This window comes from Paenibacillus cookii (assembly GCF_018333375.1).
Taxonomy (GTDB): domain Bacteria; phylum Bacillota; class Bacilli; order Paenibacillales; family Paenibacillaceae; genus Paenibacillus_AQ; species Paenibacillus_AQ cookii.
This window is the reverse complement of sequence record NZ_BORW01000033.1, coordinates 1-23,620: the sequence shown is the minus strand read 5'-3', so window position 1 is coordinate 23,620 and position 23,620 is coordinate 1. Positions and strand designations below refer to the sequence as shown.

Sequence of the window (23,620 nt, the reverse complement as noted above, 5' to 3'; positions counted from 1 at the left end):
CTCAGCAAAACTGCCGAGGCCCCGAAAACGTCGGGTATCCCCACCGGATCCTTATTGGAGCGGGCTTGTGATCAGGCTCAGCTCCGGATTGTTCTCCAGCGCTTCCCTGCAATAATCGCAAATCACCTTAACGGTGACGTCTCCGCTTAAATCATACGCTATTATATCTCTCCGTTCCGCGGGGGTCAAGGAATGAAACCCGAGCTGGGCATCGGTTACCTGGGTCGAATCGAGAGTCCCGAGCGGGGTTCGGCAGTGCCGGCAGATATAATTTATAGCCATCTATATGCCTCCTGAAGGTGGTTTATACCCTCATTATGCCCGCTCTGCGCTTGATTTAGCCCTGTTTACCGAAGCTTGCCGCGCCCTTTTACCCGTTAAACTTCGCCATCGTCTGCTCGTAGGTATGATCGAGACTGTATTCGGCGGCATCGCACGCACGTTCGATCATGTGTTCCAGCAGCTCTTTCTCCTTTTTCGGGAATGCCGATAGGACATAATCTACCACGGCAAAACCCGGCTCCGGACGGGAAATGCCCATGCGGATGCGGTTAAAGGTTTGCGTTCCGGTATGCTGGATGATCGATTTGATGCCGTTATGCCCGCCTGCGCTTCCCTGGTACCGCAGTCGTATTTTGCCGATCTCGGTATCCAAATCGTCGTATACGACGATCATGTCTTCGACGTTCGCTTTGTAATAGTCCATGTAAGCCCGAACGGCTTCGCCCGATAAATTCATGTACGTCATCGGCTTGATAAGCACCACTTTGTCGCTGCCGATCAAACCTTCGCCGATCAACGCCTTGCATTTGCTGGGGCCAAATTTGATGCCATGGCGCTTCGCCAAAGCGTCAAGCATCATAAATCCGACGTTATGGCGCGTTTTTTCGTAGTTAGAACCGGGGTTGCCCAGTCCGACGATCCATTTCATTTCGTTTTGATTCCTCCAAACGGCGGTATATGGCGAGAAGGGTTATATTCTCCTCCCGGAAAACATAACCCTCTTTCGTCGCCATCCATTTATTCGATTTCAAACAGCTTGCTGATCGACAGTTCCTCATGAACCCGGATAATTGCTTCGCCCATAAGCGGAGCTACCGAAAGCACTTTGATTTTGTTGCTTGGGTCAGGATGCGTAATCGGAATGGTATCCGTTACAATGACTTCACTCAGCGGAGAGTTTTCAAGACGTTCCATGGCAGGGCCGGAGAATACCGGATGCGTACAGCAAGCGTAAACTTCCTTGACCCCGCCTTCCATCAGCGCATTGGCGCCAAGGACGATGGTGCCGGCCGTATCGATGATGTCGTCGATCAAAATGGCCGTTTTGCCCTCGATGTGGCCGATGATGTTCATCACTTCGCTCACGTTCGGTTCCGGACGCCGCTTATCGATGATGGCCAGAGGGGCGTTCAGGAAGTCGGCCAGCTTTCTGGCGCGCACGACGCCGCCGTGGTCCGGGGAGACGACGACCGGATTTTCGATCTGCTTCGAACGGAAATATTGCGCCAAAATCGGCACGCCAAGCAGATGGTCCACCGGAATGTCGAAAAATCCCTGAATCTGCATCGCGTGCAAATCCATCGTGATGACGCGGTGCGCTCCCGCTTTTTCAATCAGGTTAGCGACCAGCTTCGCAGTGATCGGATCGCGGGAACGGGCTTTGCGGTCCTGACGTGCGTAGCCGTAATAAGGAATCACGACATTGATGCTCTTCGCGGAGGCGCGTTTCAGCGCGTCGACCATGATCAGCAGCTCCATCAGGTTGTCGTTGACCGGGCCGCAGGTGGACTGGACGACATACACGTGGCAGCCGCGGACGCTTTCGTTCAGCTTCACTTGGATTTCGCCGTCGCTGAAGCTGGTGGTATGGGAATCGCCCATCGGAATCCCGATATAATCGGCTATTTGCTGCGCGAGCTTCGGATTGGAGTTACAAGTAAAAATCTTTAATTTCGAATCACAATAAGTCATAAAATAAAAACCCTCCGTGCTGGTTCATTGAAATTCATGCCTGTCTCCATTGCCGTTTGAACAATGATGCTTCTAGGAAATTGTGATTAATCCTCTATTACTATTTAATCATCCTTTGGACGCAAATGCTACTGCTTGTCTTTTTTTGCCTTGGCGCGGGCACGGATTTTTTCCGCGTATCCCGGCTTGTTCTCCTGACGCTTTCTGGCAATGGCCAGATCGTTTTCAGGCACCGAATGCGTAATGGTCGATCCTGCAACCACGTACGCGCCTTTCCCAACCTTCACAGGGGCGATTAGATTCACGTTGCTGCCGATAAAGGCATCGTCTTCGATTTCCGTTATGGATTTATTATACCCATCGTAGTTGACCGTTATCGCACCGCAGCCGACATTGACGTTTTTCCCGACGACCGCGTCGCCGATGTAGCTTAAATGCGACACTTTGGAACCGTCCGCGATCTTGGCGTTTTTGACCTCCACGAAATCGCCGATTTTCACGTCTTCCCCCAATTGGGCTTTCGGGCGCAAATAGGCATAAGGGCCGACGGTCGTGCGGTTTCCGACTTCCGCCTGGTCAAGCACGGAATGTTTGATGACCGCCCCGTCGCCGATGACGGAATCCTTGATCTCGCTTTGCGGCCCGATTTGGCAGTCTTCGCCGATGACGGTGTTTCCCGTAAGGACCGTGCCCGGAAGAAGCACCGTGTCGGAGCCGATTTTGACGTCCGCGCCGATATAGGTCGAGGCCGGATCAATGATGGTTACGCCGCCGAGCATATGCCGTTTGTTGATGCGCTCGCGCATCAAACGCTCCGCTTCGGAAAGGGCCAGACGGTCGTTGACGCCGATCGATTCCGCGTAATCTTCGGTCATGTACCCAAGCACCGTTTCGCCTGCGCCGACAAGGATGCCGATGACGTCGGTCAAATAATATTCCTGCTGCGCATTGTTGTTCGTTACTTTATCGAGAGCCGCAAACAGCTTGGCATTATCAAAGCAATATGTTCCGGTATTGAATTCGCGCACGGCATCTTCTTCCGGCGAGCAGTCCTTCTGTTCCACGATCCGCAGAACGCTGCCGTCTTCGCTCCGGATGACGCGCCCGTATCCTTTAGGATTTTCCGTATAAGCCGTCAGCACGGTTGCCGCCGCGTTATTGCTCTCATGAAGCTCCGTCAGAGCCTTCAACGTTTCCGCAGTAACAAGAGGCGTATCCCCGCAAATGACGATGGTAGAGCCTTGTTCCGATCCGAGGAGATCCTTTGCCATTTTCACGGCATGGCCCGTTCCGAGCTGCTGCTCCTGCAGCACGTATTCCGCGGCCTCACCCAGATAAGATTGGACGGCTTCCGCACCATGGCCCACGATAACGACGCTGCGCTCGCAGTCGACTTCTTTGACGGTATCCAGCACATGCCCTACCATAGGTTTTCCACAGACGGGGTGCAGCACTTTGTATAGTTTCGATTTCATTCGTTTACCCTGCCCTGCGGCAAGAACAATCGCCATTCTTTTCAAGGATCTTGACCTCCCACTCTTAAACTCATTAAAGAATATATCGTATTCTCCGTAAAAAGAAAAGAGAGCCATAAGTCTGGCTCTCTTTTCCTTGAACCCCAATTGTAAACCTTAAGCGCCTTCCTCAATCACTTCTTCTTCATTGGCAGCGCGTTCATATTCCGCCAGGACAGCCGTTTGGATCTTCTCCCGCGTACCGGAAGAGATCGGATGGGCGATGTCGCGGAATTCCCCGTCTGGAGTGCGCTTGCTCGGCATAGCAACGAACATTCCATTGTTGCCATCGATGACCCGAATATCATGAACCACAAATTCGTTATCAATGGTAATGGATGCGATTGCTTTCATTCTCCCCTCAGAGTTGACTCGGCGGAGTCTGACATCCGTAATTTGCATGTGTGTTCACCACCTTTTTCCATCAGAGACTTGGTGTATAATTCCACACAGCAGTTCAAAATCCTCTTTTTTGGAGCAACAAAATGTCCTAATTTCAGGAATTTTTTTATAGAAATGAGATTGTCGACAGACTTCGGAACTATTCGTCCCGAAAAGTTTCCAGTCGACATATTTCGTCAAGACGTAGCCGGGTCATTTTTTAGTAAAATAATTGCCCGGTTTCACGCCGATTTCCTTCGTTTTGGCGTCGACGCCGGTCAAGGTCGCCAGCGACACGTAGTCATGCAGGAGACGCTCTTCCGTATCCACCTCGCCGGATTCCACCAATACGCCCACGCCTGCGACTTCGGCATCAAATTCGGCCAGCAAATCGACCATCCCTTGAATGGTTCCGCCGGCTTTCATGAAGTCGTCCACGATCAGGACTTTGGACTTCTCTTTGAGGGCGCGCCGCGACAGCGACATGGTGTGGATGCTTTTATGCGAGCCTGAGACGTAGTTGATGCTCACCGCCGAACCTTCCGTCACCTGGTGGTCCCTCCGGACCAGGACTACGGGCAAATTCAGCTGGGCACCGGTCGCATAAGCCAGCGGGATCCCTTTGGTCTCCACCGTCATCACCACGTCGATCTCCTGATCGGCAAAGGCGGTGGCAAATATTTTCCCCGCTTCGTTCATCAAGGACGGCTCTCCGAGCAAATCGGACATGTACAGGTATCCGCCGGGGAGGATGCGGTCTTTTTGCTGCAGCTGGCTGCAAAGCTCCTCCGCAAAGGCCAACGCCTGACTCTTCGGCATCTTCGGAATGAACTTCACGCCTCCGGCCGCTCCGGCCAGCGTCAGCAGTTCTCCCATGCCCTCGTCCTCGAATACCTCCTTGATGATCACCAGGTCTTCGCTGATCGAGGATTTGGCGGCCCCGTACCGTTCGGCGAACGTGGTGAGCGGGATCAAAGTATGAGGTCTGGACAGCAAATATTGGGTCATCTCGACCAGACGCGCGCTTCGCTTTAATTTTTTCACGAAAACTCCTCGCTATCACTTTATTCATCAACGATGGCCGGCCAAACTAGCTGCTTTCGGTCAAGCCATCTTCAAATTCGATTTCCCTATGTGTAAAATCCGAATAATACAGTATAAATATAGCATTTTTGTACGTGTTTGTACAAGAAGATCCTGCCCCGCAAACATTTCCGGCCCGGCTTGCTTTTTATGCGCCCGGCAGGATCATCAGGTCAATAGCCGCACCGCGTACACTTCCCGGCAAAACCCGCGAAGTCCGTTATAAATCCGCGCGACCTTCGATTCTTTATAAACAAGCCCGAATACGGTCGGGCCGCTTCCCGACATGAGCGCTCCGTCGGCCCCGAGTCTCAGCATGGCTTCCTTCAGCTGGGCCACCTGCGGGTGAAGCTTCAGCGTCACATCCTCAAGCACGTTGCCGAGACGTTCGCATACGGCTCCGAAATCGCCGGCTTCGATCGCTTTGACCATCTGCTCGGCGGACGGATGACGCTTTACCTCTGCCGCCCTGAATTTGCCGTAGACCTCCGCCGTCGACACATTGATGGGAGGCTTGGCCAAAATAACCCAGCAGCTTAGCGGATTGTCCACCTTGGCGAGCTTCTCCCCACGCCCGGTCGCAAGCGCCGTGCCCCCCGTCACGCAAAAGGGAACATCCGACCCCAGCTCGGCTCCCAGCTCCTGTAGCTCTTGCATGGGTATGTTCAAATTCCACAGCCGGTTCAATCCCCTCAGCGCCGCGGCCGCGTCGCTGCTGCCCCCCGCCAAACCCGCGGCTACCGGGATTTTTTTGTCCAAGTGGATATGGACGCCGCTGCGGACGTCGTACCGGTCTTTGATCAGTCTTGCGGCCTGGAAGGCCAAGTTTTTCTCGTCAAGCGGGATATACCCCGCCTGGCTCGTAATAATGATGGTGTCGCGCGGCAGCTCCGACATTTCCAGCCTGTCCGCCAAATCGACCATCGTCATGACCATTTCGACCTCGTGGAAGCCGTCCGGCCTTTTATGTAATACATCCAGCATCAAATTGATTTTGGCCGGTGCTTTTTCGTAAATTTTCAAGGCGTTCACCCACCCTTAAGTTTCCCTCGCTATCAGCTTCAAATCATTATAACAAACTGTACCAAGCAAGTCATTTCGAACCTTCCGCGGCCTATAGAAAAACGGAGATTCCCATGCGATGCCATGGAGATCTCCGTCTGACATGTTTTGAACCTTACGATTTGCGGGCTGCAGCCTCTTCGGCGAGCTGGATGGCGCGTTTCACCATGTTGCCGGCGTCCTTGGCTTTAATGCCGCCCCAACCCTCCTGCTGAACCGTTTCGTAAAACCCCAAATCCTTGGCAAGCTCCGTCTTCAGTTCCTCCGACATTACGCTGCGGCGTCTGCGGCTCATTTGCAGTCCTCCTTGTCAATCCCGGAACCGGCCCCGCTTAAGCCATCTTCGGGACGGTCCTTCGTTATGCGGTAAAAGGAATTCCTTTTGTATTATTTCTCGCCCGACCCGGCCCCATTCGAAAAATCCGCTGACAACAAAAAACAGCCTTCCGCACGGGAAAGCTGCTTCCAAATAAAAAAGTTACGCCTGATCCTGCTTAGTCCGCGTCCTTCGCCTGCTCTTCGCAAATGGTGACTTCCACGGATTCAGTAAGAATATCTGCATAGCTGTATGAAACACGTTTAAAGGTTTGCTGTTCTTGATCCAGCTTGACGATAAAAACAGAAGGGTACGTTTCCTCGAGCACGCCCGTACGTTCGATCGTCTTACGACGTCCACCGTTAGCCCGGAGCGATATTTTCTGACCTACATGAGCCTCGAGATTTCGTTTGATTTCCAACAGCGCATTTTTAGCCATTGTCGACGACCACCTCTTTCCTTGTCCATTATAACGCAGGAAGAAGTTTTTGTCAAATAAAATTTAAATTATATCAGCATCAAATTTAATTTGTCAATCGGTTTTTTTGCGGGATTTTGCAGGATTTCCGCATACACGCCGTTAACGACAAAAAAACCTTAATCCATGTATCGCGATTAAGGTTTTTCGGCTGCTCATCCCATGATGCTCTTGTTTAGAAAAACGGGTTTACATCACCGAAGGCGTGACCTTCAGCTGGGAAAGGTCATTCAGGCGCGGCAGTCCGATGCGGTAGCTTCCGCGCGTTTCGATGCCCCCCACGCCCTGCGCCCCGCTGATCGTATTATGAAGCACATCCATCATGTTGATGGTTTCCCTCACCGACGTAAAGGAGGCCTTGGCGGCCACGTAAACGGGATCCAGCGCATGGATGAGTATGCGCCCCGGCGAGCTGGCGAAATTCGCTCCCGCTTGCAGCAGCGCCTCAAAATGCGACTGGCAGGCACCGGCAATGATCGTCAGCGTATCGTAATGCCGTTCGTATTGACGGGCAACCTGAATGGCCGAAACGAAATTTTGGGAATTTTTGTAGCTGTTCAGGTTATAGAGATCATTGTTCGGCCGGTGCTTCAACACTCCGTCATGCCCCGTAATGACCACGATATCCGGCCGCACCCGCGGCAGCAGGCGATAGAGCGCATCCGCCATGCCCGCCTCGTTAACGTAATGTCCCTCGACGGGCACGCGAAGCTGCTGGTAAAGATTCAGGCTCTTTTTTAAGTAATTGATATCTCCATCGAGATGGAGGACTTTACCCGGAACTTCAAAATAAGAAGGCTGTTCCGCCATCGGCCATTCCCCGCCGAGATTCGCTTGCGTGCGTTCGGTCAGCTCCTCCCGGTGGCGCTGCAGCCTGCTTAGCGACTCGTTGGCACGGATATGGGCCTTCTGCGTTTTTTCATTGAACGGCGCATATGGCACCCGAACGAGGTCATCGAGGGGCGAATCAGCCAACAGCCGAAACTCGGTCCCCTTGATCACAGCCAAATTGCTCCGCAGATCTTCCACGCGGAAAGCGACATCACCGCCATAAGATTTGCGGACGACCAGGTCTCCTACATTCATCACAACATCACCCCTACCCCATGGTATGGGCGAATCTCCCCAATGGTTCTTCCCTTTTGCCAAAATAAGCATGGGACAAGGCGCCCTGCGCGCGCCAACCTTGATGCGGTCAACGAAACGTCTTCATCCCCGTACGCCGGCCCGGAGCAAGACGTTGCAAAGCGTCGCATACTCCTGCAAGCTGAGGGTTTCGCCGCGGCGGGAAGGTTCGATCCCTGCAGCGTGAAGCAGCTCCTCGAGCCGCTCCCGGCCCTCTTTGGGAAAAAATCTCGTCTTGAGATTGTTGGCGATCGTTTTTCGGCGTTGGGCAAACGAAGCGTGTACCACCTGAAAAAAGAAATTTTCGTCGTCCACCTCGACCGGAGGCTGCTCGCGCACCTTGAGGCGAATGACGGCCGACTCGACGTTCGGCTGCGGAATGAATACCGTTTTCGGTACGATGCAGACCAGTTCAGGCTCGCTGTAATACTGCACGGCGATGCTCAGACTGCCGTAGTCCTTCGTGCCGGGCGAAGCAGCCATGCGTTCGGCCACCTCTTTTTGGATCATGACCACGATGTTCTCCAGCGGCAGCCGCTCTTCAAGCAGTTTCATCAAAATCGGGGTCGTCACGTAATAAGGCAAATTGGCAACGACGCTGACTTTGGAGACATTCGCGAAATCCTCCCTAAAGAGGGCGCCAAGATCCGTCTTCAGCACGTCGCCATGATGAATGCGCACATGCGGATACGGTTCCAATACCTCCTGGAGAATCGGAATAAGCCGCTGGTCGATTTCGACGGCCGTGACGGCGCCCGCTTCCCGGGCCAGCTTTTCGGTAAGGGCTCCGATCCCCGGCCCGATCTCCAAAGCTCCCTTGGAGGCATCCAGTCCCGCCGCCTCCACGATTTTGCCTAAAATATTTTGATCGATCAGAAAATTTTGCCCCAGGCTTTTTTTAAACGAAAAACCGTGACGCTGGATGATTTCCTTCGTCCGTCTTGGCGAGGCGATATCGTCCATTCGCTGCATATCTCAACCTTCCCCTTCCTGTTCCAATTGGGCTAACGCCTCCGCGAACTCCTCGCGCGTAATCTGAAAAACGGCCAGACGCTTATGGAACTGCTTGCCGTTGCAATACCCTATGCCCAGCAGGTTTCCCATCACCATGCGTCTGCGGGCCGCGTCCGGGTGCACCAGAAGCCCTGCGGCCATCAGATCCTCCATATCGATCAGGCTTTCCGCGCCTTCGTAGGTCGTATGCACGCGGGAGAGGGCCTTGCGGATCGCTTCCGGCGAAGCGTTCTCCACGCCGATGTCCCCTTTCCGCGTCGCTTCCGACTCCGGAATAAAGGCATGCTTGCAGCCGGGAACCTTGCTCGCGATAATTTTTCGAATCCGCTCCCCGGCATGGTCCGGGTCCGTCAACACAATGACTCCCCGGCGTTCCTGGGCCAAGGCAATCCGCTTCAGTACGCGGCCGTTGATCGCCGAACCGCCGGTTTCGATCGTGTCGGCTTCCACCGCCCGCTTCACGGCCACGGTATCGTCCCGTCCTTCCACGACTATGACTTCCTTGATCATGACCTGCTTCTCCCTTTCCTAAAGCTCGTCCGTTCATGCGTCGTAAGTTTTCGGACATCCAAACAACAAAAAGAAGAGGAATGCTCCTCTTCTTTAGCATGACATTTTCATGATCATAATACTATAACATTAGAATGACATTGTAAAACGAAATTAATTCAATTGCGGCTTCACGGGGCCGATGACGTATACTTTCATCCCGGATTTGCGGCCGAAGTTGTTGGCGCGCTTCACGGAGTCATAGTAGAGGTCGATCTTGTTGCCCTTAATGGCGCCGCCCGTATCTTCGGCACGGCGGAAGCCGATGCCTTCGATGTACACCCACCAGCCGAGCGGAATCACGTTCGGATCCACGGCGATGGTGCGGCCTTCCGTGACCCGCGTTCCCGTAGCGGTACGGGTACCGATTCCGGGTTCGCCGGCAGAATAAGCCGTCATCGAGACATGAATCATTTTTTTATATGAGAAATCAACACCGGCTTTGCTTACGCGGTTATTGCTGCTTACGGTTTTTTTCGTTTTGGCGGCTGATGAAGTTTTGGCGGTGGAAGAAGATTTAACGGCCGCTGTTTGAACGACGACAGGCGGAGCCGGTTTTTTCTTCGTGCCCACGGCGATGATTTTATCCAGCGTTTTCGCCTGCACTTCCTTGCCCACCATGCGCATGGATACCATTTGGCCGTCATGATATACCTTTTCGATGTGCTGCACCATCACGCCGGGCTTTCCCTGCTGAATGACGCGGTTATCGCCGACCGTCAGGCTGGGATCTGCCGTCTTGATGACGCGGAAAGGCAAACTTTCATGGCGGTCCACGACTTGCTTGTTGACGCGCACGATACGGATATCCGTTTGGCCCGTCACCCGCTCGGTCAGAGCCGGAGTGACTTTATCGTGTTCTTTGAGCGATACGCCGAACTCCTTCAATACGTCGCCAACCGTGTCTTTGGTGGTATACAACTTTTTCGTTGCCCCGTCCACCGTCAATTGAACGGGAGCGGCGCGGTCGATCACCACTTTGTCACCATTCTGGAGCGATCCGCTCAGCGGCATGGAGACTTGATCTTCCGGTTTGAGGCTGATTGCCTGCTCATCCAGCATTTCTTGTAAAACGGATTTGTGAGTCTGAATCTTTTTGACCTGACCGTCTACCACCAGGTACACCTGTTTGCGCGTGGATGAGTTGACCAGCAGCAAAATCATGATGGTGACCGCGATCGTAACGATAGCTGCAGTAGAGATTTGGCGCAAATTCTCATGCTTCCATCGCAATGCGTAAGACATGCTGGAGATTTTTGAATCATGGGTCTCTTCTTGATGGAAAATGCCCACCTTCTCGATCCTCCTTCATAGCCTCGCCATTAGAGTTACGCATGAATGATTTGACGCGGGCTATACTCGATTTTTTACAAGAACACATAAGGAGCATGCGTTCTTGCACCATGAACCTATCTTTTTTTCATGATTTGTCGCCTCCCGTTTTACAACAGTATGACGACGCCTTCTCCATTATTCAAAAACAAAAGAAGCCAGCTAAGAGCTTATGAGGTCTCCTTCGTGGCTTCCCTGGATGTCAGAATGACGGAAAAGTAAATGCACGAAACCCTCTCTTTATGTCGCTTACGGGGTTAGCTGTCGGGTTTGGGCGAAAGAGAGCCGCCCGATCAACGCCAGCCCGCTCATGGCGGACCGCGCCGAATTCACCCCTGAGACCCTGAAAAGAAATCAAATACATCCCGAGCCCGGGTCGGTATAAAAGGGACCGCCGCGCTCTATGTATTGGTTCCCCCGCTCTTTCGAGACCGAAAGACTCAGCGAGATTGGTTCACGGAGGCTGCCGCGATGCCGAAAAAGGAAGCGGCTTACAGCAGCCCAAGTTCACTGAAAAGATGATATCCTGTTTTGATGCATGTTGTAAAGCGGGAATCAACAACGTTTATTTGAATATATGGTTAAAAATTTGTAATATTCATGGTTTTTTTGGTTAAAATTCTTTAATGCTTCGTTCATGCTCGTTTTTTCAGCTGTTTTTCTCCCGTTTTCACTTAATTCCAAATCGTTCCAGTGCATTTTGGGTGGTGATTCGGGCAATTTCCTCCACCTCGACCCCCTTAATCTGGGCAGCTGCCTCGGCTACCAAACGAACGTTGGCAGACTCATTTCGCTTCCCCCGGAATGGGTGCGGCGTCAGGTACGGAGAGTCGGTTTCGATCAGCAGCCGGTCCATCGGAACCTGCGCAAGCACTTCCTTGGGCTGTCTGGCGTTTTTGAACGTGATCGGTCCTCCGAAGGATAGATGGAACCCCATGTTCAGGCATAACTTGGCCGTTTCCCAGCTGCCGGAGTAGGAGTGCATGACGCCTCCGACCTCGCTGGCCTTTTCCTCCCGCAGGATTTTCACGATATCCTCGTGCGCATCCCGGTTATGGATCACGATCGGCATGCCGAGCTCCCGGGCCAACCCGATTTGCTGGCGCAAAACCCGGTGCTGCACGTCTTTCGGGGAGGTATCCCAATAATAATCGAGCCCGATTTCGCCGATGGCCACGACTTTTTCATGGCTGCATAAAGATGCAATCCATTCGAGATCCCCTTCCTTCATCGTGATCGCATCCTGAGGATGCCAGCCGACGGCGGCGTATATAAAATCATGCGTTTCCGCAAGCTTCATCGTGGACGGAATCGTTTCGCGGTTAAAACCGACGTTGATCATCCGGCTGACGCCGTTTTCCACGGCGCGGCGAATGGTCTCTTCGCGGTCCTCGTCGAACTGCGGCGCGTCCAAATGCGTATGCGTGTCGAATAAATTCATGTCTGGAACTCCCTTCGTGTCATAAAGCATAGATTAATATGGGGCAAATCCGTGAATCATGCTGTCGTTATCGCTTGAAAATGCGGGAAACCGGGTCGGATAGGGAAGAAATAACGTCTTTCATTTTCGCCCCCGGATAATATAAGTGATATTTCCCGCGGTGTATGCCGCTGATGGAGCGGACAATATCCGACACCTCCGATATTTCCCGCAGGCGTTCGTCCCGGTCAAGCAGCAGAATCTGCTTTTGGCTGGATCCGTCTCCCGGCCGAAATACATCGTACGGAAGATCCGTCGGAAAATCAATCTCGAGATCGTATTCGGGATTCAGGCCGACCCGCTCAAAATCGCGGCGGATCTCTTCGATCATTTCCAGATCCACCGATTCCACTTCCACATATTTATACAGCCTGCGATGCATAAAACGGCTGCAAAGCTCGCTCAGCACGGCGTCTTTTTCGTTCGTCCATTGCGAAAACACGGTTTGGATCAGCGCTTCATCGAGTTTCAAATAATCCTGCACGGTCAGCCGGTCTTCGAAAAGCCCCGGAAGCGGCTCAATCATGAAGCCAAAAACGTAGTTATCCCGGTATAGCTCCTTCGCGCGCCGGAAGATCTGCCGCAAAATGATTTCCGAACTGCGCGTCACCGGATGGAAATAAACCTGCCAATACATCTGGTACCGGGACATCAGGTAATCTTCCACCGCATGCATCCCCGATTCCTTCACGACGATTCTTCCCTGGTACGGACGAAGCATGCGCAGGATCCGGTCGATGTCGATCGTTCCGTAATTGACGCCCGTGTAATAAGCATCCCGCAGCAAATAGTCCATCCGGTCGGCGTCCAGCGGACTCGACACCAGATTGACCACGATCGGATGCTCGTAATCCTTGGCGATTACCGATGCGACCTTGGCGGGAAAGTCTTCGGCCACCTCGGTCAAAATCGCGTTTACTTCGGTATCCCCGAGAATAATGCGGCGGGTCCAATCCTCATGGTCCATCCGGAACGCCTCTTCGATCGAGTGGGAAAAGGGGCCGTGTCCCAGGTCATGCAGCAAGGCGGCGCAGAGGGTTAACAGTTTCTCGCTGTTCGGCCAATCCGCGTAGCCGCTTCGCTCGAATTGGGATATGATGCGGCGTGTAATTTCATACACGCCAAGCGAGTGGGAGAACCGGCTGTGCTCCGCCCCGTGGAACGTCAAATACGAGGTGCCTAGTTGGCGGATCCGCCGCAGCCTCTGGAACTCCGCCGTGTTAATCAGCCGCCAGATGGTGGAGTGTTGGACATGAATGTAATTATGTACGGGGTCCTTGAACACTTTTTCTTCATTTAAGGTATGCATGCGACTCATCTCCTTTTTAAAAGCTTAAAATTAAACTATTTTTGAACTTTTTTCGACAATGTGTGTCGAATAGTGTCGTTTTAGGGAGAAAAATTGATTTCCAAATCGACATTATCCTACCAAGGATATATAATGGGAAAAGAATCCTGGTATGAGTGATATCCCAGGTGCCATGCAATCTGTTTTCATTTTGGCGACGAATTTGCAGGTTGACTGTTTTGGGAATCGTTGGTATTATTGATATCATAAAAGAGAGAACGTTGTCGAATTATGGCACTATAAAACTATGGCGAGAGGAGCAATGATCAGTTATGATGAAATCAACTGGTATTGTAAGAAAAGTAGATGAACTGGGCCGGGTCGTTATTCCGATTGAATTGCGCCGCACACTGGGCATCGGGGAAAAAGACGCATTGGAAATTTACGTGGACGGAGAACGCATTATGCTCAAGAAATATGAGCCTGCTTGCATCTTTTGCGGCAATGCCGAGAACGTGACTTACTTCAAAGGAAAAATTGTTTGCCACGATTGCATCTCGGAAATCCCAACACCTGTGACAAATTAAGTTTTTTAGTATATAATAGTATTATTCTATTTGTTAATTCTAACCTTTTTCATATCTCCTTGGTGTCTCCTAGGCTAAGAACCCGGCCTTTGGAGACATTTTTTTGTCCCGCCGGCTGCGTTGCCCGCCGCAGGTTATGGGCCTTAAGGCACGCTTCCCGCAAGCGGGCTTGGTTTCGGCAGCCAAGGCATTGGGCATCTGCAGCAGGCTCAAATCAATGCGTTATAAATATCGCGCTTGGAGACGCCGCGGTCGACCGCGGTTTTTTTCATGGCCTCTTTGCGCGGAATTCCTTGTGCCTCGTAGTGCGCCACATGCTCCTCGATCGTCAGGTTCTGCCACCATGCGGCCAGCCGCTCCTGCTCCTCTTCCGGGCTCGTGCCTTCCACGACCACGCAATATTCGCCCTGCGGCGGATGCTCCTGAAGATAGTCGAGACATTCCTGGACGTCCCCGCGCACAAATTCCTCGTAACGTTTCGTCAGTTCCCGCGCCAATACGACTTTTCGGTTTCCAAGCACGCTTTGGATCGCGGTCAACGTTTTGATGACCCGGTGCGGCGATTCGTAAAACAGCAGCGTCCCCTGGGCCGACTGAAAAGATTGAAGCGTCTCCTCCACATCTTTGCGTTCCCGGGGAAGGAACCCGATAAAGGTAAAACGGTCGGTCGGAAGGCCGGATGCGATCAAAGACGACAGCGCCGCATTGGCTCCCGGAATCGGTATGACGCTGATCCCTTCCTCGACCGCCAGCTTGACGAGATCAGCCCCGGGGTCGGAAATCGCCGGCAGACCGGCGTCGCTGACAAGCGCCAAATTTTTTCCTTCTATTATATAGCGTATTAATTCCGGTCCGCTTGCCCCCTTGTTATGCTCATGGTAGCTGAACAGCATTTGCGGGCTAATCTCGAAATGCGTCAGCAGTTTTCGCGTCTGGCGCGTATCCTCTGCCGCGATGATGTCGCATTCCTTTAACGTCCGTATGGCCCGAAACGTCATATCCTCCAAATTCCCGATCGGCGTAGCGACAAGATACAGAGCCCCTTTGCCGTCTCCGGACCGGTTTTGAAAACTGCTTTGTCGTGTCAGACTCATGCTTCTCCCTCTTTGGAACCGTAGTAAATTTCCATGATTTCCGGACAATATCGGTTTTGCTCGTCATAAACGATCAGCGGCGGAAGCAGCCTTACCTCCGGTTTCCCCTCCCGTATGCATTCGATCAACACCATGTTGGCCTCCAGATGGGCACGGGGATGAACGAAACGCATCCGTTTCGGCTCCAGCCTATGTTTTCGCATCAAAGCGATGATATCGCCGAGACGCGACGGTTTATGAACCATGCTTACCTTTCCTCCCGGCTTGACCAATCTGAAGCAGGCTTGGATGACCTCCTCCAGCGTGCAGCTGATTTCATGGCGGGCAATCGCCTGATGCGGGTTGAGTTTGATGTCGCTTCCGTTCAGCGGCATGTAAGGCGGATTGACGGTAATGGCATCATAAGCCTGATGTCCCGTCTCCTTATAAAGCTCCCTTAAATCTCCCTCCCGAATGACGATCCGGTCTTCCATCCCGTTCATCGCCACGCTGCGTTTGGCCATACCGGCAAGCCTAGGCTGAATCTCGATCCCTTCGATGTGCGCTTTGGTGCGCGTGCTCAGCAGCAGCGGTATGACCCCGTTCCCCGTGCAGAGGTCCAAAATTTTTCCTCTTGGCGGTATGCCGGCAAACCGGGCCAGCAAAACGGCATCCATCGAAAAGCTGAATACCTCGTCGCTTTGAATGATGTGCAGATCATGCGTCAACAGATCGTCGATGCGTTCCGACGGCTCCAAAAGACTTTTGTCCATATTCATCGGTTCCATTTTCCTTTATCTATTGTTCTCTATCCGTCAAAGTTTACACTTACGGACCCGTTTCATTATAAATGCTTTATTTCTTGAAAAAAAACCGTAGGAATCGCTCCTACGGCTTCATTTATTCAAAAAAGACAGACAGAAAAGGCAGTCGCCTTCCGTGCGCAAATGTCCATAATACACGTTGCAAATGTGAAAGCCTTCATGATAAAGCCGTGCCAAATTGTCATACCCTTCGCCCACGACATCGCTGGGATGCTCGGGTTTGATCGGGACATGAGGCTGCGGCAAAGGAGCTCCCTCTTCAGCGGGCACAGCTTCCTTCAATATTTTGCGGAGGTGTTCGTTTTCCAACGTCAGTCGGTGGTTCTCCTCCAGCAGTTCTTTCATAATCAGCTTCATTTCACCCAGATCACTGTGGATCTGTCCCATTTGTGTTTCCATTTCTTGAATGTGTGCAAAAATACTTTTCTTTTCCAAGTCTCCACCCCGAAAGTAACCCTATGGTCTACTTAATGACAACGTCATCCATTTGCAGTTCCTTCACCTTGCCGATGTCAAACAGCTGGACATGAACGGAACGGTTTTCGGCGTTGATGCCGACCACTTTGCCTTCGCCCAAAGACGTGATGACGATTTTGCCTACCGATGGCAGTTCTTCCTTCACACTTTCATAATTATCATGCTCATATTTCAAACAGCACATAAGTCTTCCGCATAAACCGGAAATTTTGGTCGGATTCAGCGATAAGCTTTGGTCCTTGGCCATTTTGATGGATACCGGCTCAAAGTCGCCGAGCCACGAGGAGCAGCAAAGGATGCGACCGCATGGGCCGATTCCGCCCAGCATCTTCGCTTCGTCCCGGACCCCGATTTGCCTGAGCTCGATCCGCGTCCGGAAAATCCCGGCCAAATCTTTGACCAGCTCCCGGAAATCCACTCTTCCCTCAGCCGTAAAATAAAAAATGATTTTGTTACGGTCAAACGTAAATTCCACGTCCACCAGCTTCATTTTGAGCCCATGATCGCGGATTTTATTTAAACAGGTCGTAAAAGCTTCTTTCGCGGCCTGCTTGTTCTCTTCCACAACGCGTGCGTCGGCTTCGCCGGCGATGCGTATCACCTTTTTGAGCGGCAGGACCACGTCGGCTTCCTGCACCTCTTTTTTGCCGACCACAACTTTACCATACTCGATGCCGCGCGCCGTCTCAACGATAACGCTATGATCCTTTTCAATCGGAAAATCAAGCGGATCGAAGTAATAAATTTTGCCCGCTTTCTTAAAACGGACGCCCACTACACTGTACAAAAACTAACCCCCTTGTATGCCAGAGAAAAAATTGGCTGGCCATGAAGCTATCCTTCCAAACCGATCAAAAATTGTTCAATACAAAGTTGGCCATTCACATTGTAGCGCAATTTTTTCCGGCACTCTGCGGCCAAATCCATATAGGAGACCCATTGTGCTGTGCTGCGGGATGATGCATGCGTGGACAAGAACTCCAGCTGATCTATAAAAACGATACTTTCGTGCCTTCCGTACTGGACGTGAAGCATATCTTTGAACCACAAATGAAACAAGCTTAACAGTAAATCCAGATGATCGGAGAGCCCGGCCTTAAACACCTTCTGCCCTGCGGTCACCAGAGCGGAGCTGCCTCGTCCGAGGGCTTCCTTCCCTAATTGTAACACTACGTTTCTAATTTCTGCAAACCAATTCTGCTCGATCATTTCGCGGCATCCGTCCAGTCCGGAGGATAAATGCACCGCACAGCGCGCAAGCGCCGCCGGGTATCCTTCGTCGACCAACTGCTGCAGCATCATTCCGGGATTCAGCGGAAAAAAGGGAATCGTCTGGGCCCGCGATTGAATCGTCGGCAGCAGGGCTTGTCCATTTTCGGTAATCAGGACGGCCACGGCCGGAACCGGGGGCTCCTCCAAAAATTTAAGCAGGCTGTTGGCGGCCTGCACCGTCATCGCATCCGCATGGTCTATGATATACACCTTCGGATTCTCCGATTCCGAACGATAGGAAAAGACCCGCTGCAATTCGCGGATCTGATCTATTTTGATGGACGAACCTTCGGGAGCGAGAAGATGCAGATCGGGATGGTTGCCGTGCTGGACCTTGCGGCATTCCAAGCATTGCCCGCAGGCATCATCCACGCGCTCGGTACAGAACAGCGCCTGCGCAAACGCGGTTGCCGTCTTCATCTGCCCGCAGCCGGCCGGCCCGCTGAAAATGTAAGCATGGCTGACGGAATCGCTGCGAAGCGCATTTTGCAGCAGCTTCTTCGCCACATCCTGTCCCATAATATCCTGAAAAGACATAGTTCCTCTCTTCCTTAAAGATTTTGCAAAACCGCAGAAACATTTCGGCAAGCCGTCGGCAGCGCCTATCGTTTCAGGCTTCTCCATAACCGGCAGCAGCTCTGAAATCCGTCCGGGATTTTGCAGAATCTCCCCTTTAAATCTGTCTTCATGATGATCGGTACTATCTCTAGTTTATCATGACAGGGCGAAGTTGTTCATTCCTATTTCTTCAAAAAACGAGATTGATCAGCATCCCGCGGATTTCGCCGATCCGCTGCAGCAGCTCGATTTTTCCTTGCTCGCTTTCCAGCATTTCATCGGCCATTTCGAGTAATGCCGCATCAATCTCATCGATTAATTTATAACGTTTTCCCCGTCCGCGACGGTCCCAGCCCCGCGCTTCCTTCATGGTAACGCCGCGTCTTACCGTGTCCTCCAAAAATCGTTTCACCAGCAGACGGTATGCTTTAAGCTCGCGGATGGTCATGGAACGGGCAAGGCGTTCTCCTTGCATCTGGATCTCCTTGAACCGGCGGCCGAGTTCCTCCTGCGAGGCCGTTTCCTTCTGCTGCTGCATGACGTCCAGGAAGGATTTTTGCTGAACGGGTTTGGTTAAGCCGTCCGTTACCGGAAGTTCGCTTTTAATGGGCCTAAACCCCGGGTTGATTTTCACGTATATCTCCTGCCTTTGGCTGCCAAAAATAATAACCAGGCTAAACGATATGCCTTATACTGAAGCGATTTGCGTTCGCATCCATGAGATGGTTCGGCATGCTGCAACATGGATGGCCGCTGAAGGGACTGACTGGATGAATCTATAGGCGCTATACTAAGCGCGAATCATCAGCAGCCCCATATCGTGGCTCGATTTGCAGCATCGCCTTTGAGGTTTCACAGGCTTTGCAAATGGCAATGCCTTTGCCCCGGGTACAATATAGAAAGCAACATGCCTCTCGTCCAACTATTGTCGTTTACGAGGCGGCTCTTTCGATTTTCGGGAACTTCCTCATTTTAGAAATGTTCAAACCGGTCTACCGGGAGCACGAATACGGTGGCTCCGCCCACTTGAACTTCAACGGGGAGAGGCAAATAAGAATCTGTCGTGCCGCTCATCGGCGTAACCGGGGTTACAAGCTGTTCCCTGACTTTACAACTGCTGCGGATGACGTTCATGACGGCCTCGACCTGACTGTCGTCCACCCCGATCATAAATGTGGTGTTTCCCGCCCGAAGAAATCCGCCGGTGCTTGCCAGTTTTGTCGCCCTAAAATTCGCCTTCACCAACCCCGCTGACAAACGGTTGCTGTCTTTATCCTGTACAATCGCAACGATCAGTTTCATCCTGCATTCCCTCCTCTTTGAATTTTGGCCTGCAATGAGCCATACTTACTTATTTGACAAAGCTCCTCAAAAATCCTTTAAAATCCGCTCTTCCAAGCTACGGATTATCTCTTGTTCGACATTTTCCACGGTTTGCGAAGCATCGATCACGACGATTCTGTCCTGAAAACGTTCGGCAAGCTGCAAGTATCCTTCCCGTACTTTATGATGGAACGATAAGTCCTCCAAATCGAGGCGATTCACTTCCCGGTCCCGGCTGGCGGCAATCCGCGCCAATCCGGCTTCCGGTTCGATGTCCAAGTAGAACGTAAGCTGCGGCATCCGGTCATGGATGGCAAATTGATTGATAGCCCATACTTCATCCATCCCGATTCCGCGGGCATATCCCTGATAGACAAGGCTGCTGTCCACGAAGCGGTCGCAAAGCACCAGCTTGCCTTCCGCCAAGGCCGGCTCGACCTTTTCCGCCAAATGCTGGCTGCGCGATGCCGCATACAGCAAAGCCTCCGTGCGGGAGTCCATTGCCGTATGGCTCGGGTTCAAAATGATTTCGCGTATTTTCTCGGCAATTTCGATGCCGCCCGGCTCGCGCGTCACGATATAAGGTACGGAGCGTTTTTCCAGATAATCCTTCAGCTTGGCGATCACCGTCGTTTTTCCGGAACCCTCTCCTCCTTCCAGCGTAACGAATATTCCCTTGCTTTTGCTCATTCAACATTCTCCTGCTCTTTTGCTATTTTTAGGTTGCGTCAATTGCCACGGTTCGATGCGCCAACACCGCGTTGATTCCTGCTCTTGGTGTTGGTGCATCCTTTTATCCGTCAGGGCGGTACATGCGCCGCATCCGGAAACATCGCCTGGAACGGACAGTCCCCATATGCCGGCAACTGCCCACGTTTGGCCTTTGGTTCCTTTGCAAGGATACGGCATTCATTTTCCGCTTTCCGCATGACTTCCACGCTTGCGGACAAGGATCGTTCCCAACTTCGGATCCCGCACGCCCTGGCATTTAGCGCCGGAATGGGCAAGCCTTTTCAATTTCAGTGCCACCGATTCGGTGATCCGTTCGCCCGGATACAGAATCGGAATCCCCGGCGGGTACGGGATCACCATCTCCGCCGCCACTCTGTCTGCGCACGCATCGAGCGAAATGGCTTCCGTCTCATCAAGTTCCACCGGGATGAGGCTGAAAGCGATCGGCTCGGAAAAAGCCGCTTGGTCAAAAATGTTCCACGTGGAAAATTCGACATGAACGTTCTCTTCCCGGCTGTCGACCGGCAGCGAAGCATGCTGTACCGGGGCGCCTGACGAAAAATGCAGCGGCTGGGCGTCCGCCTTCTCTACAGATATATGCGAAAGGGCCTTCAAAAGGTGACGGGTGTCCTCCTCCGTCGACCCCAAACTATAGAGCAGGACCACGTACCGGTCATCGCTCATCTCGGGAATGCAGCCCCAGGCTTCAAGCCGGTGCTGCAGCTCGTAGCCGCTCAGGACCCCGGTGCGGTCATATATGACCACCTTGAACGGGTCCTGCGTGGCATAGGCCGCCGATGCTGCGCCGGCGGCATCTTGTTGCTGCTGCGCCCGCGGCTGCAGCAGCCCGAAGCGCGGCAGCTCTTGGAGGCCGCGCTTCAGGCTTTCCACGGCGGCAAGCCCCGCCGTGAAAGCCGCGGCGCCCTGCACGTGCAGCTGGCGCCGCGCCAGGTCGAGAGAGCCCATCACCGGGTAGGATGGGCTCGAGCTTTGCACCATGGCGAGCCGCTGGCGGAGCAGTCCGCGGTTCACCCGCGGACCTTGGACGTGCAGCATGGCTCCCATGGTGAGCGCGGCCAGCATCTTGTGCGTCGATTGGACGACGACGTCCGCGCCGCTGGCCAGTGCGCTTCGGGGCAGCCGGGGATGCTGCCCGTAATGGGCGCCGTGCGCCTCGTCCACGAGCAGCGGCACGTCGTGCCGGTGGCAGGCCTCGGCGAGCGGCGCCAAATCTGTTCCCATGCCGTAATAGTTGGGCATGGTGACAAGCACGCCTTTGGCCTCCGGATAGGCGGCTAACGCGGCGGCGACCGTCTCGGCTGACGGCGCCGTAGCCAGCCCGCTGGACTCGTCCACCTGCGGCTCGAGAAACACCGCTTTGGCTCCGGCCAGCATCAGGCCGTTTAATACCGACTTATGTACATTGCGTTGAACCAGCAACAGATCCCCCGGATGCGAGCAAACGGTCAGAATCATGGCCAAGTTGCCGGACGTGCTGCCGCCGACAAGGAAATAACTTTCCTCCGCCCCGAAACAATCCGCCGCAAGCAGCTGCGCATCCCGGATAACGCCTTCCGGATGATGAAGGTCATCCGTCCCTGTAATTTCCGTGACATCGGCCTCCATGACCTGATCCAGGAAGCCCGCCCCTCCAAAGGAGGCATAGGCTCGGCCTTTTTTGTGGCCGGGTACGTGGAAGGAGGCTTGCCTTCCGTTTTTATATTGTTGCAACGCCTCGAATAAAGGCGCTTTTCCCTTTTCCAGCTTTTCTGTGCCCATTTCGATTCGGTCCTTCCGGTTTCAATCTATACCCTATTTTACCGCATATTGAACCATCCAGCGAATTGAAACATAAGACGCCGCTAGCGTGTGCAGAAGCTGTTTGAAGGCCCTCACAGTAAAAACACCTGCCATCCTGAGCGGCTGTTGCTGCTAGGAGCTGCCCTACGCCCTTCCTTTTCCGGTGTCATTCCCCGGTTATTTTCAGAATCTTAAAAAAAGGGCAGGCTTCACGCCTACCCTTCCTTCGTCCGCAATTTTGCGGTGCACGATATATCCAACGGTATCGAGGCTATTTTTGAATATGTTGCCAAGGTTGCCTTACGCTTGTGTCTGCATGCTGATCTGTCTCATCTGATGAATGAAAAAATGATATTTTGCATCGCCAGCATCGGTGTGCACCATTTCGCTTTCGCAATCCTCGCAAATGAACTGGGACACAATGGTGATCCCTTCCTCTTTTGCTTGGCCGCAAATAATACAGACGTGTTCGGTATGATTGTCTTCCATCATCCATCCCACCTTGTTCCTTTGATTACTATGAAGTATGGCTCATTTTCTATTATTTTAAACCCTTTCATAGTCGTTTCATATCCCCAATGACCTACACCATTCTTATGCAACTGCGACTAAACGCGTGTTTGTACAAGAAAACTTAACGAATTGCTTTCCATCAGCCGATATATGAAATAAAGACATGAGGGAGGAACGCTATTTTCCTATGATTGAGGAAAACCATAGTAACGCTACCTTTTATCATTATAAGTTAATCAAAAGGATTCCGGTAAAGCGGATGTTCGTCCGCTGTTATCTCCTTCTTCCTTATATCGCGCTCATTGCCGAGACCGTCATGATTTCCTGGAAAAGCCCGTTTTATTTTGCCTTGGCAGCTCCGCTCGTTTTCTGGATCCATTATGTCATCTCGCGCTCGGTACTGCTCCTTGCCGGACCTGCTTACCACAAACGGTGGAGGTTCTCCATGCGGCTGCCTTGGATCGGATACGTTACGGACCAGCATATCAGTTTGCGTTTGTTTCGCAAGGTCTATACGTATATTACAGGCATAGGGCTCGTTCTCTTTCTTATATTTCTGTTCCTGTCGCCTCTTTCATTTGTCGTCTCTTTGTTGTTCTGGCACTTCTGGCTGTTGCTGCCGCGTTTCTATGCCTATGCCCGCCTGTCCCGCCTCAGCAAAGACGGCATGATCAAATTTAACGCCCAGGATATCTCTTACTACAAACAGTGATTCATTTATGCAGATGATTCCCGCTGAATCATAACCACCCGTCCAACGGGTGGTTTGCACTTGGGGTATAACCCCCTGTTGCCAAACTGCGCCTAAAGACGCTAGCCTGACAATAAATTGTTCAGGCTCAGTGTAATTTGCCTCTTTCACTTA

At 52.5% G+C, this 23,620-nt stretch carries 27 protein-coding genes and 1 riboswitch; of the genes, 2 read left to right on the top strand and 25 right to left on the bottom strand.

All coding sequences use genetic code 11. The features are described from left to right. Nucleotides 1-51: 51 nt before the first annotated feature. The 15 genes from fin to KI367_RS21755 all read right to left on the bottom strand — a co-directional run bounded on the left by fin (nt 52) and on the right by KI367_RS21755 (nt 13,617). Nucleotides 52-282, bottom strand: a complete 231-nt coding sequence (fin, locus tag KI367_RS21825; protein WP_036712738.1) for an anti-sigma-F factor Fin — start codon at nt 280-282, stop codon at nt 52-54. 88 nt (nt 283-370) lie between these two features. Next, entirely contained in the window at nt 371-931 is a 561-nt protein-coding gene (gene pth, locus KI367_RS21820) for an aminoacyl-tRNA hydrolase (protein WP_212952150.1), read from the bottom strand. An 89-nt stretch (nt 932-1,020) separates the two neighbouring features. Further along, a complete protein-coding gene (locus KI367_RS21815) occupies nt 1,021-1,974 on the bottom strand; it encodes a ribose-phosphate diphosphokinase (RefSeq protein ID WP_036712732.1) in 954 nt (317 codons plus the stop codon). Between the two features lie 128 nt (nt 1,975-2,102). Continuing rightward, on the bottom strand, nt 2,103-3,485 hold the full coding sequence (gene glmU / locus KI367_RS21810) for a bifunctional UDP-N-acetylglucosamine diphosphorylase/glucosamine-1-phosphate N-acetyltransferase GlmU (protein WP_212952173.1): 1,383 nt from the start codon (nt 3,483-3,485) through the stop codon (nt 2,103-2,105). Between the two features lie 120 nt (nt 3,486-3,605). After that, on the bottom strand, nt 3,606-3,890 hold the full coding sequence (gene spoVG, locus KI367_RS21805) for a septation regulator SpoVG (RefSeq protein WP_036712730.1): 285 nt from the start codon (nt 3,888-3,890) through the stop codon (nt 3,606-3,608). Nucleotides 3,891-4,082: 192 nt separating this feature from the next. After that, the gene (gene purR / locus KI367_RS21800) at nt 4,083-4,913 is read right to left on the bottom strand and encodes a pur operon repressor (protein ID WP_212952149.1); all 831 of its coding nucleotides are present in this window, start codon (nt 4,911-4,913) and stop codon (nt 4,083-4,085) included. 207 nt (nt 4,914-5,120) lie between these two features. After that, the gene (gene ispE / locus KI367_RS21795) at nt 5,121-5,975 is read right to left on the bottom strand and encodes a 4-(cytidine 5'-diphospho)-2-C-methyl-D-erythritol kinase (RefSeq protein WP_212952148.1); all 855 of its coding nucleotides are present in this window, start codon (nt 5,973-5,975) and stop codon (nt 5,121-5,123) included. Between the two features lie 154 nt (nt 5,976-6,129). Next, on the bottom strand, nt 6,130-6,309 hold the full coding sequence (locus KI367_RS21790; protein ID WP_036712728.1) for a small, acid-soluble spore protein, alpha/beta type: 180 nt from the start codon (nt 6,307-6,309) through the stop codon (nt 6,130-6,132). Between the two features lie 199 nt (nt 6,310-6,508). Beyond that, nucleotides 6,509-6,769 (bottom strand): biofilm formation stimulator Veg, encoded by a 261-nt coding sequence (gene veg / locus KI367_RS21785; protein ID WP_036712726.1) that lies wholly within the window; start codon nt 6,767-6,769, stop codon nt 6,509-6,511. A 228-nt stretch (nt 6,770-6,997) separates the two neighbouring features. Further along, nucleotides 6,998-7,894 carry a sporulation peptidase YabG gene (gene yabG, locus KI367_RS21780; RefSeq protein ID WP_036712723.1) on the bottom strand — a complete coding sequence of 299 codons (897 nt, stop codon included), beginning with the start codon at nt 7,892-7,894 and terminating at the stop codon, nt 6,998-7,000. Between the two features lie 123 nt (nt 7,895-8,017). Continuing rightward, on the bottom strand, nt 8,018-8,905 hold the full coding sequence (gene rsmA / locus KI367_RS21775) for a 16S rRNA (adenine(1518)-N(6)/adenine(1519)-N(6))-dimethyltransferase RsmA (protein WP_281422523.1): 888 nt from the start codon (nt 8,903-8,905) through the stop codon (nt 8,018-8,020). 3 nt (nt 8,906-8,908) lie between these two features. Next, nucleotides 8,909-9,457, bottom strand: a complete 549-nt coding sequence (gene rnmV / locus KI367_RS21770; protein WP_212952147.1) for a ribonuclease M5 — start codon at nt 9,455-9,457, stop codon at nt 8,909-8,911. A 153-nt stretch (nt 9,458-9,610) separates the two neighbouring features. After that, nucleotides 9,611-10,789 carry a resuscitation-promoting factor gene (locus tag KI367_RS21765; RefSeq protein ID WP_212952146.1) on the bottom strand — a complete coding sequence of 393 codons (1,179 nt, stop codon included), beginning with the start codon at nt 10,787-10,789 and terminating at the stop codon, nt 9,611-9,613. Between the two features lie 270 nt (nt 10,790-11,059). Continuing rightward, nucleotides 11,060-11,284: riboswitch (cyclic di-AMP (ydaO/yuaA leader) on the bottom strand. Nucleotides 11,285-11,498: 214 nt separating this feature from the next. Beyond that, complete coding sequence (locus tag KI367_RS21760) at nt 11,499-12,269, bottom strand: TatD family hydrolase (RefSeq protein ID WP_036712719.1); 771 nt, start codon at nt 12,267-12,269, stop codon at nt 11,499-11,501. Between the two features lie 67 nt (nt 12,270-12,336). Continuing rightward, nucleotides 12,337-13,617: an HD domain-containing protein gene (locus tag KI367_RS21755; protein ID WP_212952145.1), complete on the bottom strand. Its 1,281-nt coding sequence runs from the start codon at nt 13,615-13,617 to the stop codon at nt 12,337-12,339. A gap of 311 nt (nt 13,618-13,928) precedes the next feature. On the opposite strand from KI367_RS21755, the gene KI367_RS21750 reads away from it, so the two are divergent. Beyond that, nucleotides 13,929-14,183: an AbrB/MazE/SpoVT family DNA-binding domain-containing protein gene (locus KI367_RS21750; protein WP_036712714.1), complete on the top strand. Its 255-nt coding sequence runs from the start codon at nt 13,929-13,931 to the stop codon at nt 14,181-14,183. Nucleotides 14,184-14,392: 209 nt separating this feature from the next. Here the strand turns inward: KI367_RS21750 and rsmI are convergent, their stop codons facing one another. The 10 genes from rsmI to KI367_RS21700 all read right to left on the bottom strand — a co-directional run bounded on the left by rsmI (nt 14,393) and on the right by KI367_RS21700 (nt 22,731). Continuing rightward, the gene (rsmI, locus tag KI367_RS21745) at nt 14,393-15,277 is read right to left on the bottom strand and encodes a 16S rRNA (cytidine(1402)-2'-O)-methyltransferase (protein ID WP_212952144.1); all 885 of its coding nucleotides are present in this window, start codon (nt 15,275-15,277) and stop codon (nt 14,393-14,395) included. Beyond that, a complete protein-coding gene (locus KI367_RS21740; protein ID WP_036712700.1) occupies nt 15,274-16,035 on the bottom strand; it encodes a tRNA1(Val) (adenine(37)-N6)-methyltransferase in 762 nt (253 codons plus the stop codon). The genes rsmI and KI367_RS21740 overlap by 4 nt, the downstream gene beginning before the upstream one ends. Before the next feature lie 117 nt (nt 16,036-16,152). Next, on the bottom strand, nt 16,153-16,515 hold the full coding sequence (yabA, locus tag KI367_RS21735; RefSeq protein ID WP_036712698.1) for a DNA replication initiation control protein YabA: 363 nt from the start codon (nt 16,513-16,515) through the stop codon (nt 16,153-16,155). 28 nt (nt 16,516-16,543) lie between these two features. Next, entirely contained in the window at nt 16,544-17,344 is an 801-nt protein-coding gene (locus tag KI367_RS21730) for a PSP1 domain-containing protein (protein WP_036712696.1), read from the bottom strand. A gap of 47 nt (nt 17,345-17,391) precedes the next feature. Beyond that, nucleotides 17,392-18,366 (bottom strand): DNA polymerase III subunit delta', encoded by a 975-nt coding sequence (holB, locus tag KI367_RS21725; protein WP_212952143.1) that lies wholly within the window; start codon nt 18,364-18,366, stop codon nt 17,392-17,394. Between the two features lie 211 nt (nt 18,367-18,577). Then, on the bottom strand, nt 18,578-19,021 hold the full coding sequence (locus KI367_RS21720) for a YaaR family protein (RefSeq protein ID WP_036712693.1): 444 nt from the start codon (nt 19,019-19,021) through the stop codon (nt 18,578-18,580). Nucleotides 19,022-19,359: 338 nt separating this feature from the next. Beyond that, the gene (darA, locus tag KI367_RS21715) at nt 19,360-19,689 is read right to left on the bottom strand and encodes a cyclic di-AMP receptor DarA (RefSeq protein WP_036712689.1); all 330 of its coding nucleotides are present in this window, start codon (nt 19,687-19,689) and stop codon (nt 19,360-19,362) included. A gap of 66 nt (nt 19,690-19,755) precedes the next feature. Further along, nucleotides 19,756-20,400, bottom strand: coding sequence for a dTMP kinase (tmk, locus tag KI367_RS21710; protein WP_036712685.1), 645 nt, complete (start codon nt 20,398-20,400; stop codon nt 19,756-19,758). 219 nt (nt 20,401-20,619) lie between these two features. Continuing rightward, entirely contained in the window at nt 20,620-22,221 is a 1,602-nt protein-coding gene (locus KI367_RS21705; RefSeq protein ID WP_212952142.1) for an aminotransferase class I/II-fold pyridoxal phosphate-dependent enzyme, read from the bottom strand. Nucleotides 22,222-22,542: 321 nt separating this feature from the next. After that, nucleotides 22,543-22,731: a sigma factor G inhibitor Gin gene (locus tag KI367_RS21700; RefSeq protein ID WP_036712682.1), complete on the bottom strand. Its 189-nt coding sequence runs from the start codon at nt 22,729-22,731 to the stop codon at nt 22,543-22,545. Between the two features lie 211 nt (nt 22,732-22,942). On the opposite strand from KI367_RS21700, the gene KI367_RS21695 reads away from it, so the two are divergent. Beyond that, nucleotides 22,943-23,467 (top strand): hypothetical protein, encoded by a 525-nt coding sequence (locus KI367_RS21695; RefSeq protein WP_036712679.1) that lies wholly within the window; start codon nt 22,943-22,945, stop codon nt 23,465-23,467. Nucleotides 23,468-23,620: the final 153 nt, after the last annotated feature.